Genomic DNA, 17741 nt, shown 5'->3' with positions numbered 1-17741 from the left:
CTCCTTGAGTCAACTGCGTTCCTGGTTCCCACCCCCTGCACGTCCGTCATCGGGTGACTGGTTCAGATCAATTGAGACGAGGTCGCCGAACGCCTGCCGGTACGCGGCGCAGCGGTGGTAGCCGCCGTGAGTCTCCACTTCGTCCGGTGAGCCGTCCGTCTCACCGGCCCGGCGGTCGACGGGGTTGGGCGTCCAGCCGTGCACGGGGAAACCGAGGTAGTCGGTGCGCCGCCACAGGTTGATCCAGTTGTGCCCGAGCAACGCCGCCAGGCCGCCGTCCGGTGTCGCGCCGGGCTGCCGTTGCCACGGATCCAAAGCGAACATCGCGCCCGCGCGCACGCCGGGAGTGCCGAGCACGGCCGGGCCGAGCAGTTCGGGGAAGATCCGCCCGAAGTAGGGCCGCAGCTGCACGCCGTACGTCAGCAGCTGGACCTGGCGCAGACACCCCTCCGGCAACGCGTACAGCGCCGCCACGGCCAGCACGGCGCCCAGGCTGTGCGCCGACAGCACCACCCGGTGGTCCTCCGACTCGTCCAGGAACTCGCGGGTGCGGTCGGCGATCTCCGGCACCGCGCGTTCCGCGTAGCACGGCGGCGCGAACGGGTGCGCGGTGCGCGGCAGGAAGCACATCAGGTCCCACACCAGCCCGAGCGGACGGCGGTTCGTGAGCATCCCGGCGCCGACGAACGACCCGATCACCGCGACCCCGGCGAGCCCGGTGACCCAGTCTCCCTCGCCCAGCACCCACGTCACGCCCCACCAGCGGCTCCACGACGGCGCGGCGAACGTGAGGTAGCAGGTGAGGGCCAGGGCCGGCACGCTCAGCGCCGACAGCACCCCGACGAAGTCCTCGGCGCGGTGCGTCACCGCGGCCACGTGCCGCACCCGCATCACGAGCACCTCGGCCTCGTCGTCCAGCGCGGCGGGTTTCGCCAGGCGCCACAACAACATCACGGCCTGCGCGACCACCAGCAGCACCAGCGGGACCAGCGACGCCGCGAAGGCCGCGCTGAACCACGGGTAGAACGACGGCGCGCGCAGCCCGGTCCCGACCCAGCCGCGGAACGTCAGCACCAGCACCGTCGACAGCGTCACCGACGAGGTCAGCGACAAGCCCAGCAGCACACCGGGTGCGGCGCCGCGCCAGGCCTGCCACTCGTCACCGGGACGCGGCCGGGCCCGCCACCCGAGCACCCCGCCGAAGACCGCGGCACCGGTCCACGCGAGCGGAAACCAGTGCGTTGCCACCATGAACGCCGCGAACAGCACCAGCAGGAGCAAAGGCCCCTTGGCGTCGTTGCGCCGCCACGACCACGCCGCCAGCACCGACCCGAGCAGCGTCACGGTGACCACCGGCGGTCCCCACGACGTCAGCCACAGCGGCCCGTCGAACGACGGCTCGATCGCGTACAGCGCGAACCCGTGGGCGACCAGCACGAGCATCGACGAGATCATCAGCAGCCACGACCACAGGCCGCCCTTCTCGGTCGACGGCACGTCCGGGCAGTCCGCCGCGGTCACCACGACACGGCCCGTCACGACCGCCAGCAGACCGCCCGCGAGCACGGTGAGCACCAGGAAGAACACGTGCTGCGACTGCTGGGCGCTCGTCACCAGCACGACCACGCAAGACCCCGCCGCGAGGTGCAGCCGGGTGAGCCGGCGGATCCGCGGGCTGCCCTTCCACATCGACGATCGGCTGAGCAGCACGCCCTCCCGGTACAGCGGCGGGCGGTTGATCGTCGTCATCTCGTACCGGCTGCGGGACAACGAGGTCAGCGCCATCAGCCCCAGCAACAGCAGCACCGGCACCGCGGACGCGGCGAGCACCCGGACGTGCCGCGGGGGATCGCCGAGCAGGTCCAGGAAGTCCGGCAGCCGCTTGCACACCGCGCCCGGCAACGAGCACTGGATCGCGTAGAGGTCGATCGACACCTCGCACACCGCCAGCACCAGCAGCACGGTGAGCCCGAGCCCGAACAACCGCGTGCTGGCCGCGCCGCGCCCGGCGTTCCACCACACCATCCGCTTCGTGGCCGGTGCCGAGCCGTCGGGCAGCCTGCGCGACCAGTAGGCGACGTTCGCGAGCCCGAACGGCAGCAGCAAGGCCCATCCGATGCGTCCCAGCACGTTCGCGAGCACCGACGGCACCCCGCTGCCCGGCACGCCGGGGCTGCTGCGGGCCATGCCGCCCCACGAGTAGGCTTCGCGCCGCACGTCCGGCGGCACCTGTCCGGGGTGGTCCGGTGGCAGTTCGGCCAGCTTGTCCGGTTTCGGCCGCCAGAAGCTGCCGAACCGGTCGCCCCGGAACTGCTCCACGGCGGGTTCAGGGAGCGCCAGCATCGCGTACGGGGGCGTGTTGTTGACCCCGTGGATGCGCAGTTCCAAGGCCTTCTGGCTCATCGCGGCCTCCCTTTACTCCAGTTGTCGTCCCGAAAACTGCTCCGGTTAGCGGCCGAACGGGTGAAAAGGGTGTATCCAGCCGCCCTGGAAAGCCTCTACTGGGCAAGGAGGCCCCACCATGACCACAACCGCTCACCCGAACGCCGCGAACTCCGTCGGACTCGCCGAGTTCCTCGCCACCGCGGGCACGCTCACCCTGGCGCAGCGCAAGCTCCTCGTCGACCAGGCGCTGGTCCTGCTGGAACAGAACTACGCGCACCTGCCGCTCAAAGTCGCCATGCACGCGGTGAACCCCGTGCAAAGACTCAGGGTCCTGAGAGCGAGACTCGAACGGCAGACCGACGCCACGGCCGAGCCCGAGTGGCAGTTCCACCGCGAGCTGTCGGGCACCTTCCTGTCGGTGCGCGACCTGCACACGAACTACCTGCTGCCCGCCCCGTTCGCCGGCAAGATCGCCTTCCTGCCGTTCCAGCTGGAGCGCTGCTTCGCCGCCGACGGCACCGAGCAGTACCTCGTCTCGCGCACGGTCGCGGACTTCGCGGGACTTCCCGCCGGTGCCGAGGTCACGCACTGGAACGGCATGCCGATCGCCCGTGCCGTCGCGGTGAACGGCGCGAACTTCGCGGGCAGCAACACCGCGGCGAACCTCGCCCGCGGCCTGGAGTCGCTCACGTTGCGCCCCTTGGTGATCCAGCTCCCGCCGGACGAGGACTGGGTCGTCGTCACCTACCGCGGCGCGGACGGCTCACCGGCGGAGGTCCGCGTCGACTGGCAGGTGACCGACAACCTGCCGCCGATGACCGACGTCGACGCGCTGTCGCCGGCCGCCGCCGCGCAGGGCGTGGACCTGGACTCCGACGAGAAGGCACGTGCCAAGAAGTTGTTGCACGCGCCCAAAGTCGTCGAAGCCGAAGCCACCGGCGAGGCGGTCGCCATGAGCGTCACGGACGTGCCGACGACGATGCCCGGCGTCTTCCGGGCGCGTCCGGTCGTCACGCCGTCCGGCACGTTCGGGCACCTGCGGATCTTCTCGTTCAGCGTCGACGACCCGGAGGCGTTCCTCAAGGAGTTCGTGCGGCTGGCGGCTCTGCTGCCGCAGAACGGGCTCATCGTCGACGTGCGCGACAACGGCGGCGGCCACATCTTCGCCTCGGAGTTCCTGCTGCAGACGATGACCCCGCGCCACATCGACCCGGAACCGGTGCAGTTCCTGAGCACGCCGCTGAACCTGCGGATCTGCCGCCGCCACGCCGACGACCCGACCGGCCAGATCGACCTCGGCCCGTGGTTCCCGTCGCTGGACAACTCGATCGAGACCGGTCAGGCGTTCTCCTGTGCGCACACCATCACACCGGTCGACGGCGCGAACGCCGTGGGCCAGACCTACCACGGCCCGGTCCTGCTGATCACCGACGCGCGCGTCTACTCCGCCACCGACATCTTCGCCGCGGGCTGGGCCGACCACGAGCTGGGCCCGATCCTCGGCGTGGACGACAACACCGGCGCCGGCGGCGCGAACGTGTGGACGCACGGGCTGCTCATGCAGCTGCTGAAGATCCCGGCGCCGGGCGACGCCGAGTCGCCGTACCAGCCGTTGCCCAACAAGGCGAACATGCGCGTGTCGATCCGCCGCACGTTGCGCGTCGGCAAGCTTTCCGGCACGCCGGTGGAGGATCTGGGCGTGCAGCCGACGCACCTGCACCAGCTGACGCGCGCGGACCTGTTGGAGGGCAACGTGGATCTGCTCGCCCGTGCGGGCGAGCTGCTCGCGGCGCTGCCGGTGCGGCGCCTCGGCGTGGCGGTCGCCGGGACGGCCGTCTCACTGGACACCGTGAACCTCGACCGGGTGGACATCTACGTCGACGGCCGCCCGGCCACCTCGCTGGACGTGACCGACGGCGCGCACACCGCGACGTTGAGCGCCACCGGCGGCGAGGTGCGCGTCGAGGGGTTCGCGGACGGACAGCTGGTGGCCGCGCGCAAGGTCGCCAGTTGACAGAGCGGGCGCTTTCGGTGACTCCACGACCGAAAGCGCCCGCTCGTTGTCCCGCTACTTCTCGGTGAAGGTGAAGGCGCGGTCCTCGGCCAGCTGCGCGAGCTGCTTCTCGGTGCCCTGCGTCCAGCTCTGGACCCAGACGACCTCACCGTTCGGGCGCCAGTTCCGCGCCGACACGATGCCGAACTGGTCGAGCTTCTCGAACACGGTCACGCCACCGCGGTGGTCGTTGACGATGGCGGTGCACGTGGTGGTCTCGCAGTACTCCTTGGGCGACGCCTTGAGGAAGCCCGGTGCGTTGACCTGCGTGAACGTGTTGACCTTCTGGCCGTTGTAGGTGAAGGTCACCGAGTTGCCCATGTACTGCATGTCGTCGAAGACGCCCTCGGCCTCGCCGCCCCAGTTGCCGGGCACGACGTCCTTCGCACCGCGGAAGGCGCGCGGGAAGGCCTTCTTCTGGTGCGCGGAGAACTCGTCGGCCTGCTTCTGCAGCTCCGCCTTGGTCTTGTGGACCGGCTGGACGTCCTTCGGCGGCCACGTGAGGTCCGTGGATGCCGATGCGGAGCTCGCGAATCCGAGGAGCGCGAGGCCCGCAAGGGCAGCCGTCATCACGTTGCGCATGCGCATTCAATCCCCCTGGTGAGTAACAACCTCTCAACCCCAGAGACGCCCCAAGATCACCGGAGGTTGCACACGACTTTCGCGGTCCTACAACCAGCCTCGCCGCATCGCCTGCACGCCGGCCTGGAACCGGGTCTGCGCGCCGCACCGGTCCATCAGCTGCCGCACCCGTCGTTGCACCGTCCGCGGCGCGAGCCCCAGCTGCCGCGCGATCGACTCGTCGGTGAGCCCGGCCGCGAGCAGCCCCAGCAGGTTCGGGTCCACGTCGGCCGCCGCCGCGTAGATCCCACCCGGACTGAACGGGATTCCCTTGTCCCAGTACAGCTCGAACGTCGAGCGCAGCACGTCCAGCAACGCCGACGGGCGGATCAGCAGCACCTTGTCGACCACGTCGCCGTTCGCCACCGGCAGCACCGCCGCGTGCGTGTCGATCACCGCGAGCTTGAACGGCAGCGTCGGCGTGACGCGGGCCCGTTCGCCCGCCGCGACCAGTTCGATGATCTCGGTGACGCGGCCGGGGAGGTCCACAGCGGACCGGTCGTAGACGACCCGCCACTGGACGTCCCGTTCGCGCGTTTCGTCCTCCAGCGCGACGTGCTCGCCCAGCGGCGTCACGTACGGCGGCTGGTCGAGCACGCAGACCTCGTTCCGGGCGCCGCGCAGCAGCGCGTGCCACAGCTCGCGCACCGCGCCGACGCCGGAGATGACCTCGACGACCGCGCTGTCGGCGAGCTCCTCCTCGCGGTTGCGCAGGTAGAGCTCCATCAGCGGGCCGACGTCCGCGCGGGCCTTGCGGTGCGCCTCCTCGCGTGCCGCGATGAGCGCCTCGACGGCGAGGTCGGGCGCGACCGCCTGCCACACGTCGCCGGGCAGGTGCCGGACCATGCCGAGCTCCCGCATCTGCTCCAGCAGCTCGGGCGCGACGCCGATCTCGGCGGTGGTGCGGCTGCCTCCCGTCACCAGGAGCTCGTAGACGGCGGTCTGTTCCGGCGAGACGCCCAGGTGTCCGAACACGACCACATTGTGCGCCATTCGGCCCAGCAGTCCTGTCGTGAACACGTCAGTGTCGCCATTCGGACTCCGCCAGACCTGTTTTCGCGGGTTCAGCACGACTTACGGTCCTCGTCACCTCCGCAGCCGGTTCAGAACCCCTGACGCCCTCCCCGGCACGCGCAGGCCCTGTGTGTGGAAGGACCCTGTCTCGTGAACGGATTGCGACGCACGAGCCTGTGCGCCGCGGCTGTCTTCGCCGCCGTGCTCAGCGTTGTCTCACCGGTGAACGCTGCTCCTTCACAGATCCAGTCCCAACCGGACTCGACTCACGTGAACCGCCCCTTCGAACGGCTGATCGTCGGCTACAAGCCCGGCACCGCCGAAGCCTCGTCCGACTCCGCTGCCTCGGACGACGTGAAGAGCAAGGGCAAGTCCCTGCACCGCCGCATGGCGAGCGGTGCGGTCGTCGTCGACCTCGGCTCGAAGACCTCGAACGCCGATCAGGCCATCAAGGACTTCAAGGCCGACCCCGACGTCGCCTACGTCGAGCCGGACCTGCTGATGCAGCCGTTCGCCGACCCGAACGACACCGAGTACTCCCGGCAGTGGGACCTCTACGAGGCCACCGCCGGCATGAACGTGCCGGGCGCGTGGACCAGCTCCACCGGCGCCGGCGTGACCGTCGCCGTGATCGACACCGGCTACGTCGCGCACAGCGACCTGGCCGGCAAGATCGTGCCCGGCTACGACTTCGTCTCCGACGCCTCCCGCGCCCGTGACGGCAACGGCCGCGACTCCGACCCGTCGGACAACGGCGACTGGATGAAGGCCGGTGACTGCGGCACCGACGCCTCCGGCAACCCGTCCCCGCCGTCGGACCAGAACTCGTCCTGGCACGGCACCCACGTGGCCGGCACCATCGCCGCCGCCACGAACAACGGCAAGGGCATCGCCGGCATCGCCTACGACGCCAAGATCCAGCCCGTCCGCGTGCTGGCGCAGTGCGGTGGCTCGACCTCGGACATCGCCGACGCCATCACCTGGGCATCCGGCGGCACGGTGGCGGGCGTCCCCGCGAACCCGACCCCGGCCAAGGTCATCAACATGTCGCTGGGCGGCCAGTCGTCCTGCTCGACGACCTACCAGAACGCCATCAACGGCGCCATCAACCGCGGCACCACCGTCGTCGTCGCGGCCGGCAACTCGAACGCCAACGTCGCCAACTTCACCCCGGCCAACTGCTCCGGCGTCATCGCCGTCGCGGCGCTCGGCCGTGAAGGCAACAAGGCGTTCTACTCGAACTACGGCTCGCGCATCGACATCGCGGCCCCCGGCGGCGAGACCCGCCGCGGCACCGACACCCCCGGCACCATCACCACGCCGCAGAACGGCATCTGGTCGACCCTGAACGACGGCGCCACCACCCCCGGCGCCGAGACCTACAAGCCGTACCAGGGCACCTCGATGGCGGCCCCGCACATCGCGGGCCTCGCGGCGCTGCTCGTGGCGAAGAAGCCGTCCCTGACCCCGGCCCAGGTCAAGGACCTGATCAAGACCAACTCCCGCCCCATCCCCGGCACCTGCTCCGGCGGCTGCGGCGCGGGCCTGGCCGACGCCGCCAAGGCCGTGAACGCGATCGACACCACTCCGCCGCCCTCGGGCGCCCTGGAGAACACGACCGACGTCGCCATCCCGGACCAGGGCGCCGCGGTGACCTCGTCCATCGTCTCCGCCCTGCCGGGCAACGCCTCGTCGGCGGTGAAGGTCGGTGTGAACATCGTCCACACCTACCGGGGTGACCTGGTGATCGACCTGGTCGCGCCGGACGGCACCGCCTACCGGCTGAAGAACTCGTCCGCTTCGGACAGTGCCGCCAACGTGGTGGCGACCTACACGGTCGACGCCTCGTCCGAGGTCGCGGCGGGCACGTGGAAGCTGCGGGTCCAGGACGTGTACTCCGGTGACACCGGGTACATCGACTCCTGGAACCTGACCCTGCAATAGCTCCGCGGGTTCGCCGAGGGGCGGCGCCTTCCATCCTGGGGGAGGCGCCGCCCTTTCACATGCTGACCAACTTCCGGTTGCGCTGCACGATCCGCTCCAGATAGCCGGCCACCGCACGGATCGAGGGCAACCCGAGCATGTGCCGTTGTGCTCCGCGCACACCGTGCCTGATCGCCTGGTCCTCCAGCGCCTCCCGGCAGGCGGACGTGACCGCGTCCGGGCAGAAGTCGTGCACCCGCACGCCGAGCCGGAGCTCGCTGACCCGGTGCGCGTTGTGCATCTGGTCGTGCAACACCGGGAGCACCGCGACGGGGATGCCGGTCCGCATGGCCTCGCGAACCGAGCTGTACCCACCGTGCGACACGAGCAAATCCGCCGCCTGCAACAACAACGCCTGCGGCAGCGACTCGACGAGGTGCACGTTGGGGGCCTGAGCCTCCACCGGCAGCCCGCCCGTCAGCACCACCGCCTCGCAGTCCACTGCGGACAGACCGGCGACCAGGGTTTCCAGGTGCGCCAAGGGGGAGTGGCGCAGGGCCTGGTCGGGGATCGCGTCGAAGTCGAAGAGGTGCAGGGCGGACTCGCTCGCGAACACCCCGCCCGACGTGCTGGTCGACGCGACCACGAGCGGCCGGGACGGGTCGAGGTCGGCCACCCACTGCGGCAGCCGCTCCCCGCAACTCTGGTGCGGCGGCTGCTGATAGGCGAACGCGGCCGGCATCGGCTGGCGGGCGAAGGAGCAGGCCGGCGGCACCGCGTCCAACCGGCCGTACCGGTGCGCCGAGTCGAGGGACTCGTGCAGCGGCAGACGGAGTTCCGCACGCCGTTCGTTCAACGCGTTCAGCAACGTCAACCGGTCCATGTACTGACCGACCCCGGACGGCGCGGACACGTGCGGCACGCCCAGGCGTTCGGCCACCAGCAGCCCCGCGAACTCGATCCCGTCGCGCAGCACCAGATGCGGCCGGAAGTCGGCGGCCGCGGGCAGCAGGGCCTGCACGGCGGCCCGGATGTGCGGTCCCGCGGCGAACTCGACGATCATCTCGTCGGCGAACGGGTCGTAGTCCGGCGGCAGCGCGAGCACCTCGCCCTGCAACAGCTCCGCCAGCTGGTCGCACACCTCGGGCAGCGCGGCAACGGTCCGCACCGGCTCGTCGGCGAAGCCCCGCAGCACCGACGCCGGACCCGCCACCAGCACCTCGTGCCCCAGTTCGGTGAGCATCGCCGCCAGGGGGAGCATGGTTCGTGCGTGTGCAGCCGAGAACGCGACTGTGCACAACACGCGCACGGCAAACCTCCCCTGCGGCCCTAGGGTTGCGTTCCCCACGGTAAACAACGGCAAGCGACTGGGGCGATTGGGAAGTTCCATTCGCGGGTAACGTCGCGGACATGGGCACACTGGTGACGTTCCACGCGCATCCCGACGACGAGTGCATCGTCACGGGCGGCGTGATGCGCAAGGCGTTCGAGGAGGGACACCGGGTCGTCCTCGTCGTCGCGACCCGCGGCGAGGCCGGCGAGATCCCGGACTTCCTGGAGCCCGGCGAGGAACTGTGGCAACGGCGGGTGGTGGAGACGCACGCGGCCGCCGACCTGCTGGGCGTGACCCGCGTGGAGTTCCTGGGCTACCAGGACTCCGGGATGATGGGCGACGAGCTGAACACGCGGCCGGGCTCGTTCTGGACCGCGGACGTCGAGGAGGCGGCGGGGAAGCTCGCGGCGATCCTGCTCGAGGAGGACGCCACCGCCCTGACCATCTACGACCGCTTCGGCGGCTACGGCCACCCCGACCACATCCAGGTGCACCGGGTGGGCACGCGTGCCGCGGAGATCGCCCGGACTCCGGCGGTCTACCAGGCGAAAGTACGCGAGACCCGCCTGCGGGAAGCGATGCGGCGGGCAGGCGAGGAACCGTCGCCGCTGGGCGACGAGGCCGTGCCGGACTCGGAGATCAACGTCAGTGTCGACGTCACGAAGTACCTGGACGTGAAACGGGCGGCGATGCGCGCGCACGCCTCGCAGATCCCGGAGCGGTCGTTCTTCCTGAAGCTGGACGACGAGACCTTCGCCTACGCCTTCGACACGGAGTGCTTCATCCGTCCCGGCCACGCGCCGTCGTCCACTTTGGACCTCTGAGACGCGGGGACGGCCTGCAGGACCGTCCCCGTTTCCTGCTCAGCTAGTTCACGCGCTGCGGCGGCGGCGCAGGAACAGCAGGGTGCCGGCACCGGCGCCCACGAGACCGAGACCCGACAGCAGCAGTGCGATCGGGGCGGCACCGGTCGCCGCGAGCGGCGGTTCCGGAGTGCTGCCACCGGGGGCCGGCGGCGTGACGGAGGACGAGGGCGCCTCCGTCGTCGTGGTGGTCGTCGTGGTCGTGGTGGTGGTCGTGGTGGTGCTGGTCTTCGTCGCCGGCGTGACGCACTTGCCGACCGGCTTCGTGTCCGTGTAGTTGTAGCCGTCCCACGCCGTCACCGTGATGGTGAACACGTGGTCGACGGTGGCGTCGATGTCGTTCTTGTTGCCCGACCAAGACTTGCCGAAGTTGAGCTGCTTCAGCACTTCGGTGTTGCCGTTCTTGGTGTCCTTGACGACAACGTCGTTCTTGCCCCCGTCCGCGTACGCGCTCAGGTTCACCCAGACCTTGGTCACGCCGGCTTTTTCGTCGCAACCCGCACCCCACTTGGGAGTGTGAGCGCTTGCCGGAGTGGCCAGGGCCAGGGAGGTCAGAGCCGCGGTGCCAGCCACCACGAACGCGCCGAGAACTCTACTTGCCAACGGATTTCTCCTGCTCTGGTTGTTGCATGGCGGATCGAGCGCACATTCATTTTCTTGATCACCCGACCGGGTGAACCGCGCCAAAGTAGCAACCCAGAGCGGTGGAAAGGTCACTGTCCGGCAACACTTGTATCGTCACGTACGGAATTTCTTCACACGTTCGAGGAGGCCGAGCATCCCGGCTACCAGGCGCATCTGTTCGACACCCCGGACGTCGGCATCCAGCAGCCGTGGCGAGCAGATCATCACGGCGAGCACCTGGGCACGGGACAGTGCCACGTTCAATCTGTTACGTGACAAAAGAAAGTCCAGGCCACGCGGCAGGTCCACGGTGGACGACGACGTCATCGACATGATGACCGCGGGTGCCTCCTGCCCCTGGAAGCGGTCCACTGTGCCCACCCGCGTTTCGTCGAACCCCGCATCGGCCAACCGCCTCCGGATCACCCTGACCTGCAGGTTGTACGGCGCGACCACCAGCACGTCGGCCGCCGTCAGCTCACGCGTCCGCCCGTTGTCCGTCCACGTACGACCGACGATCCACCGCACGGTGTCCACCACGGCGTCGGCCTCCTCGGCCGACGACGTGATGTTGTGCCGGTGATCGACCTCACGCAGGTAGATGCCCGGTTCGACGCCCTCGATGGAACGGCTATGGGCAGTTTCGTGCGAATGGAGCAGCCCCGCGTACGACAGCTCCGACACCGGCTTGCAGACCGCCGGGTGCATGCGGCGCGTCTCGGCCAGGAAATAGCCCAAATGGTCAGGGATCACATCCGCGTCACCGAGCAGGTGCCCGAGCGCCGACGCGTCGGAGCCCGGTGGGTGCACGCCCTGCACGACCTGCGGCAGCTGCTGCGGGTCACCTAGCAGCACGAGGTTGCGCGCGGCCGTCGCCACCGCCACCGCGTCGGCGAGGGCGAACTGGCCCGCCTCGTCGATGATCATCACGTCGAACGGCTGGGCCTTGATCACGGCGTTCGCGAACGTCCACGCGGTGCCGCCGACGAGGTGCCCCTCGGGGTGCTCCTCACGCCACCGGGCGAGCGCGCCGTTGTCCTTCGGCTGGTCCCACGGCACGTCCTCCTCCGGCTTTCCCTTGGGGCGCTTGGCCATCGGGATGTCCGGGTCGACCGAGCCCAGTACGTTCTCGACGGCCTTGTGCGACGTGGACGTCACCGCGACCGTCTTGCCCTGGTCGATCAAGTGGCGCACCAGCTTGGTCGCGAGGTACGTCTTGCCGGCGCCGGGCGGCCCCTGCACGGCGAGCGTGCCGCCGTCGAGCTGGTCGACCGCCTTGATCACGGCCTGCACGACGTCCGGGTGCTGCGGCAACGGCCCCGGCGGGGTGCGCAGCAGCAGGTCGATGCCGGGGTTGCGGGGGAGCAGCGGCAGGAGACCGACCGCCTGCTCTGCCAGCTCCGCGACCGCCTCGTCCTTCGGTGCCGCCGGAACCGGGCTGCCGGGCAGCACCGCGATCGGCAGCTCGGCGTGCTCCTGCGCCGCGCTCTCGGTGATGACCAGCTCGTACGGGTTGTCGTCCGCCACGACGGCGTTGCGCGTGACGTTGCCCGGATACAGCAGTCTGACCTGCTCGTCCTTGCCGAACGGGTGCGGCCGCTCCGGGTCGATCCGCGCGTGCACCTGCCGCTTGTGCGTGCGCACCCGCCCGCTCGGCGGCACCCACTCCTCGGCCCGGAGCGTGATCGGCACCGCGCAGTTGGAGTCGGTCTCCAGGTCCGAGATCGGCGCGCTGGCCTGCCGGAAGAAGTCACCCCACGCGGGACTCGCCTCCCGCCGGTGATAGCCGACGGTGGCCGCGAACAACGTGTGCCCCTCGGCGATCAGCGGCTCGGTGAGCGCGGCCATCCGGCGCGCCCGCTCCGCCGCCTTCTCCAGCGCGGCCTCGTCCCGCTCTTCACGCACCGCGGTCTCGACACCGTGCTCGCGCTTGATCTTCTCCAGCAGGTCCCGCACACCCCGGGTCGGAACCTCGTCCTGCACCAACGGTTTCAGCGCCGGCAACGTGTACTCGCGCGTGGACACCCGCAGCACGCGACGGGTGAGCGCGCCGAGATCCACGCACCGTTTGACCAGTTCGTCCACTTCGGACTCCTTGGTCGCCGTGCGCGCGGCCCTGGCGACGAGATCGTGCGGCGTGAAGTGGTAAACCGCGCCCGTCGGCGTGCGGTCGACGAACTCCGCGAACGTGCCCTCCCAGCCGGGCGTGCGGAACGTGTCGCCCTCGACCTCCAGGAAGACGTCGTCCTCCTGCGGCTCCGGCAGGTGCTGCAACGCTTCCGGCGCCACCACCTCGTAGCTGATGACGCCCGTGCGCTCCTGCCGCACCTGCAACCGGGCCTGCGCGGTCAGCGCCGTGAAGCTCGCGGGCGACAGCGTGGCGGGCCGCTCCTCGGTGACGGCAAGAGCGTCGATGGTTTCAATGCCAGCTGAAACCAGCTTCCGCCGCTGGTCCGCCCTCAGCCCGGCGACCAGCGACAGGTCGCGGGCCTCTTCGCGGCCCGCGGCGCAGTGACGGGCGAATCGGCACCCGTTGCACGCGGCCCTGACCTCGCCCCAGGACCGCGTCGGTGCCGGTCCCGGGTTCGCCAGCCGGGTCTTGAGCCTGGTCAGCAGCGGGGTGAAGTCGGAGGTCCGGAACGTCGTGCGCCTGCCGTCGACGACCAGGTGCGCGCGCTCGGCGCCGATCGTCTGCGCGACCGCGGTGAGGCTCAGGACGGCGAGCGGTGTGGCTTCGGTGGCCTCGTCGCACGGTTCGTAGCCCACAGGTGTGCGGACAAGGGTCTGCGCCGAGCAGTGGAACTCGCCGTCGAAGAAGACGGCGTTCTCGATGAGGTCGTGCTGTTCGCGCATCCTCACGGCCGTGCTCTCGGCCGCCGCGCGCAGTTCGTCCGGATCGCCCTGCCGGTCCTGTCGTCCCAGATGGCTGCGGTGCTCGCACTCGAGCAGGTCGACGAGGTCGGACGGGCTGGCGAGCATGGACAGTGATGCTAGTGTCCGATGCAGCCGCCGCCCGGCACCCGTGGAAGGCGTTTCATGCTCCCCCTGCTCATGGCGGCTCTGCTCCTCGCACCTCCTCCCGGCGTGGACTTCCAGAACGAAGGCACCCTGAACGGCTGGGACTACCACTACACCCAGAAGAACGGCGTCATCCGTGACGTCACGAACGTCGCGTACAAGGGGTCCACGGCCATCGAGGCCAAGCAGACCTACATCGGCGAGACCGGCGGCTACCACTCGGAGACGATCGACCGCGGCGCCCAGTCGGTCGGCGAGGACCGCTACTACGGCCAGGCGGTCATGCTCCCGGCGGACTGGCAGTACCACGACCAGAACGTGACGTTCCAGCAGTGGTCACCCGAGGATCCCGAAGGCCCGTGGCTGCTGATGTTCGTGCAGAACGACGAGATCCGCTACGGCGGCTCCGGCGGCATCTCCGGGACGGCCGGCAAGATCGGGCGCGGTGAGTGGACCCGGATCGTGACGCGGTTCAAGCTCGCGAAGGACACCGGCAGGTTCGAGGTGTGGATCAACGGGCGGAAGGTCGTGTCGCGCACGCAGACCGTGCTGCCCAAGACCTCGCGGACGATGCGGTGGTCGTCCGGCATCTACTGCACGGCGTGGCGCAACGGGAAGCCCGCGGGCCAGTCGACGTTGTCGATCTATCACGACCACTTCCGCGTCGCGACGAGCTACCAGTTGGCCGAGCCTGCCAACTGGTAGTCCCGCAGGCACGGGCGGCGGACCCGCGTTCATCCCCGTCACGCGGGTCCTCCGCCCGCACGGCTAGACGTTCGCCTCCACCAGGTGCAGCAGGGCTTCCCGGTAGTTGTTCGGGTAGTCGTGCGGCTTGAACGGCCGGGTCTGCGCGCGCACCAGCGCGGCTGCCGCGGCCAGTTCGCCGGTGCGGACCTCGGTGTCGCGGTGCAGGAAGGCGAAGTGCGGCTCGCGGACCTCGTCCGGCCACAGCAGGGTGTGCAGGACGATCACGCCGTGCTGGGGGCGCAGGGCGGCCAGGGTTTCCTTGCCGCGCAGGCCGAACTTCACGATCGCGGCGGTCTTGGTGCGCTCCAGGGTTTCGCGCAGCAGCACGTAGGAGCGGACCGAGAGGTCGTCCGGTTCGACGTAGTAGCTGCGGTGCAGGGCGATCGGGTCCAGGTCGGTGACCGGCGCGAACTGCTGGACGTCGATGACGCCGTCCTCCGGGGCCGGCAGGTCGTGCGGGTCTATTTGCACGATGCGGCCGTCGTCGAGCTCGTAGCCGCGGCCGATGTCGTCGGGGGTCAGGCGCAGCGAGCACTCGCCGCACACCTGCTGGTGGCGCACGCGGCCGCTGTCCTCGCGGTGCACCAGGTGCACTCTGCCGCGGTGTTCCGTCGATGCGGACACCAGCCGCACCGTCATCGTCGTCATGCCGAACCGAAGTGCTCCCCGCCACACAGTTCTCATGACAAATGGGTACGTCAAACGCAGGCCATGTTCACCCAAGGCGTGACGAAAAGGCTCGTTCGGGTGCGTCCGACGGGTACCTCGGACACGTGTGTCGCGCCTGCTGCTCGATGAAGGGCGCCTTCATCCACGTCAGGTGGATGAAGGCGCCCTTCATCGACGGCGAACGCACCACGTCACCACGCGGCGGGCGAGTAGTCCTTCAGGAAGCAGCCGTACAGGTCCTCGCCCGCCTCGCCGCGCACGATCGGGTCGTACACGCGCGCGGCCCCGTCGACCAGGTCCAGCGGGGCGTGGAAGCCCTCCTCGGCCAGGCGCATCTTCAACGGGTGCGGGCGCTCGTCGGTGATCCAGCCCGTGTCGACGGCGGTCATCAGGATGCCGTCGGTCCGCAGCATCTCCTCGGCGCTGGTGCGCGTCAACATGTTCAGCGCCGCCTTCGCCATGTTCGTGTGCGGGTGGCCGGATCCCTTGTAGGCGCGGGAGAACTGACCCTCCATCGCGGACACGTTCACCACGTACTTGCGCCTCGCGGACGACTTCGCCATCGCCGGGCGCAGGCGCGAGATCAGCAGGAACGGCGCGGTCGAGTTGCACAGCTGCACTTCCAGCAGCTCCACCGGGTCGACCTCGTCGACGTTCTGGATCCACGAGTTCACCGCGGCGGTGTCGGGTACGAGGCCGCCCGCGTCGATGTCCTTGGAGCCCGCCATCAGCGCCAGCGTCGTCACCGAGTGCGCCTCGGGGACCGCGGTGCCGGGCAGCGCCAGCTGGCCGTGGCCGCCGAACGAGATCAGTTCGGGGCGGCGGGCATCGCCGGTCAGCGCCTCGTGTTCGGCGGCGGCCAGCGGGGCGTAGGCGCCGGGGGAGCGGCGGACGGTCTGGGCGGCGTTGTTGATGAGGATGTCCAGCGGGCCCCGCAGCGCCACCTCGTCGGCCAGCGCCAGCACCTGGGCCGGGTCGCGCAGGTCGATGCCCACGATCTTGAGGCGGTCGATCCAGTCGGCGGCGTCGGGCATGGAGGCGAACCGGCGCGCGGCGTCCTTCGGGAAGCGCGTGGTGATCGTGGTGTGCGCGCCGTCACGCAGCAGGCGCAGCGCGATGTACATGCCGATCTTCGCGCGGCCGCCGGTCAGCAGGGCGTTGCGGCCGGTCAGGTCGGTGCGGGCGTCGCGCTTGCCGTGGTTGAACGCGGCGCACGAAGGACACAGGTTGTGGTAGAAGGCGTCGACCTCGACGAACCGCCGGCGGCACGTGTAGCAGGACCGCGCGCGCATCAGCGTGCCCGCGGTGGCGCCGGTCGCGTTCGACACCAGCGGCAGGCCCTGCGTCTCGTCGTCGATGCGGTCCGGCGACCCGGTGGCGGTCAGGGCGGTGACGGCCCGGTCGTTGGCCGTGATGGCGGCCCGGCGTTCGGTCTTGCGGAACTTCTTCGCGGCCTTGAAGATCTTGGCGGTGGCCCGGCGGACGCGCACCGCGTCCTCGTGCTCCGCGGGCAGGTCCTCCACCTGGGCGAGCACGCGCAGGCAGACTTCCAGCTCCGCGGGGTCGATCGAGGTCATGAGCAGGCATTTTACGGGTTGTGGGGTGATGGTCCGATGACCGGGCCCGAACTGCTGGTGCTGTGGGACATCGACAACACGCTGATCTCGGCACGCGGCTTCGGCAAGCTGATGTACCGCACGGCGTTCCAGTCGGCGTTCGGCAGGGAGCTCGAAGGCTCGCTGGACCTCGGCGGGCGCACGGAGCTCGACGTCATCGCCGAGCTGCTGCGCCGGCACGACATCGAGCACACCGAGGACGCCTCCCGGCTGCTCGCCACCGCGCTCACCGACTCGTTCCACCGCCGCCGGCACGACCTGCCCGGTCACGCCGAGGTGCTGCCGGGGGCGCTGGCCGCGCTGGAGCACTTCGCCGCCGACCCGCGGGTGCACCAGGGCGTGCTGACCGCGAACCTCAGGACCGTCGCCAGGATCAAGCTGGAGGCGTTCGGGCTCGCCGGGCTCGTGGACTGGGACGTGAGCGCGTTCGGCGACGACCACGCCGACCGGGCGGAGCTCGTGACGTTCGCACGCGAGCGCGCGCGGCACATCCGGTTCTTCACACATGACGAAGTCGTGCTCATCGGTGACACCCCGCACGACGTCAGGGCCGCGCACGTGGCCGGTGTGCGGCTCGTGGCCGTCGCGACCGGGCGCAGCAGCAAGCACGACCTCCACGAAGCCGGTGCGGAGATCGTGCTCGACGACCTCGGCGACCTCGGCGAGCTGACCCGGCAGGTGTGGAAGACGGGCACCACGGGAAACCGCACCGCATGAACCCCGAAGCACCCGACGCGGACGTGCAGGAGCAGCAGCGCGAGATCGTGCCGCAGGAACCGGTCGAGACGCCGGACGTGCCGTTCGAAGCCAACGAGGCGGACGCCGTCGAGCAGCAGCAGGAAGTCCCGCTGGACGACGAGGATGAGGTCTAACGG

General features: G+C 70.0%; 14 protein-coding genes. 6 read left to right on the top strand and 8 right to left on the bottom strand.

Annotation, left to right across the window (positions count from 1 at the left end):
- Window positions 1–9 precede the first annotated feature (9 nt).
- The gene (locus ABZV40_RS33475) at window positions 10–2403 is read right to left on the bottom strand and encodes a hypothetical protein (protein WP_355450683.1); all 2394 of its coding nucleotides are present in this window, start codon (window positions 2401–2403) and stop codon (window positions 10–12) included.
- 118 nt (window positions 2404–2521) lie between these two features.
- Between ABZV40_RS33475 and ABZV40_RS33470 the strand changes: the two genes are divergently transcribed.
- Window positions 2522–4399 carry a S41 family peptidase gene (locus tag ABZV40_RS33470; RefSeq protein ID WP_355450680.1) on the top strand — a complete coding sequence of 626 codons (1878 nt, stop codon included), beginning with the start codon at window positions 2522–2524 and terminating at the stop codon, window positions 4397–4399.
- Between the two features lie 54 nt (window positions 4400–4453).
- On the opposite strand, the gene ABZV40_RS33465 is transcribed toward ABZV40_RS33470, so the two are convergent.
- Window positions 4454–5020 carry a hypothetical protein gene (locus tag ABZV40_RS33465; protein WP_355450677.1) on the bottom strand — a complete coding sequence of 189 codons (567 nt, stop codon included), beginning with the start codon at window positions 5018–5020 and terminating at the stop codon, window positions 4454–4456.
- An 87-nt stretch (window positions 5021–5107) separates the two neighbouring features.
- Window positions 5108–6034 (bottom strand): LuxR C-terminal-related transcriptional regulator, encoded by a 927-nt coding sequence (locus ABZV40_RS33460; RefSeq protein ID WP_355450674.1) that lies wholly within the window; start codon window positions 6032–6034, stop codon window positions 5108–5110.
- Window positions 6035–6343: 309 nt separating this feature from the next.
- Between ABZV40_RS33460 and ABZV40_RS33455 the strand changes: the two genes are divergently transcribed.
- On the top strand, window positions 6344–8017 hold the full coding sequence (locus ABZV40_RS33455) for a S8 family serine peptidase (RefSeq protein ID WP_355450671.1): 1674 nt from the start codon (window positions 6344–6346) through the stop codon (window positions 8015–8017).
- Window positions 8018–8072: 55 nt separating this feature from the next.
- Here ABZV40_RS33455 and ABZV40_RS33450 read toward each other — a convergent pair whose 3' ends face one another.
- Entirely contained in the window at window positions 8073–9257 is a 1185-nt protein-coding gene (locus ABZV40_RS33450) for a nucleotide disphospho-sugar-binding domain-containing protein (RefSeq protein ID WP_355450668.1), read from the bottom strand.
- 149 nt (window positions 9258–9406) lie between these two features.
- Here ABZV40_RS33450 and ABZV40_RS33445 point away from each other — a divergent pair, with 149 nt between their 5' ends.
- The gene (locus ABZV40_RS33445) at window positions 9407–10153 is read left to right on the top strand and encodes a PIG-L family deacetylase (RefSeq protein WP_355450665.1); all 747 of its coding nucleotides are present in this window, start codon (window positions 9407–9409) and stop codon (window positions 10151–10153) included.
- 48 nt (window positions 10154–10201) lie between these two features.
- Here ABZV40_RS33445 and ABZV40_RS33440 read toward each other — a convergent pair whose 3' ends face one another.
- Both ABZV40_RS33440 and ABZV40_RS33435 read right to left on the bottom strand, forming a co-directional pair.
- On the bottom strand, window positions 10202–10795 hold the full coding sequence (locus ABZV40_RS33440) for a hypothetical protein (RefSeq protein ID WP_355450662.1): 594 nt from the start codon (window positions 10793–10795) through the stop codon (window positions 10202–10204).
- Between the two features lie 135 nt (window positions 10796–10930).
- Entirely contained in the window at window positions 10931–13795 is a 2865-nt protein-coding gene (locus ABZV40_RS33435) for an AAA domain-containing protein (protein WP_355450659.1), read from the bottom strand.
- Window positions 13796–13852: 57 nt separating this feature from the next.
- On the opposite strand from ABZV40_RS33435, the gene ABZV40_RS33430 reads away from it, so the two are divergent.
- Window positions 13853–14539: a heparin lyase I family protein gene (locus ABZV40_RS33430; protein WP_355450656.1), complete on the top strand. Its 687-nt coding sequence runs from the start codon at window positions 13853–13855 to the stop codon at window positions 14537–14539.
- Between the two features lie 63 nt (window positions 14540–14602).
- On the opposite strand, the gene ABZV40_RS33425 is transcribed toward ABZV40_RS33430, so the two are convergent.
- Window positions 14603–15265 (bottom strand): Ku protein, encoded by a 663-nt coding sequence (locus tag ABZV40_RS33425; protein WP_355450653.1) that lies wholly within the window; start codon window positions 15263–15265, stop codon window positions 14603–14605.
- A gap of 176 nt (window positions 15266–15441) precedes the next feature.
- Complete coding sequence (locus ABZV40_RS33420) at window positions 15442–16827, bottom strand: SDR family NAD(P)-dependent oxidoreductase (protein ID WP_355450651.1); 1386 nt, start codon at window positions 16825–16827, stop codon at window positions 15442–15444.
- Between the two features lie 36 nt (window positions 16828–16863).
- On the opposite strand from ABZV40_RS33420, the gene ABZV40_RS33415 reads away from it, so the two are divergent.
- Together ABZV40_RS33415 and ABZV40_RS33410 are read left to right on the top strand one after the other, a co-directional pair.
- Window positions 16864–17583: a haloacid dehalogenase-like hydrolase gene (locus tag ABZV40_RS33415; protein WP_355450648.1), complete on the top strand. Its 720-nt coding sequence runs from the start codon at window positions 16864–16866 to the stop codon at window positions 17581–17583.
- A complete protein-coding gene (locus tag ABZV40_RS33410) occupies window positions 17580–17738 on the top strand; it encodes a hypothetical protein (RefSeq protein ID WP_355450645.1) in 159 nt (52 codons plus the stop codon). The genes ABZV40_RS33415 and ABZV40_RS33410 overlap by 4 nt, the downstream gene beginning before the upstream one ends.
- The last annotated feature ends 3 nt before the right edge of the window (window positions 17739–17741 follow it).

It is taken from the genome of Lentzea sp. NPDC004782 (genome assembly GCF_040609115.1).
GTDB lineage: Bacteria > Actinomycetota > Actinomycetes > Mycobacteriales > Pseudonocardiaceae > Lentzea.
The sequence above is the reverse complement of the archived record's forward strand: the minus strand, read 5'-3'. Positions and strand labels throughout refer to the sequence as shown.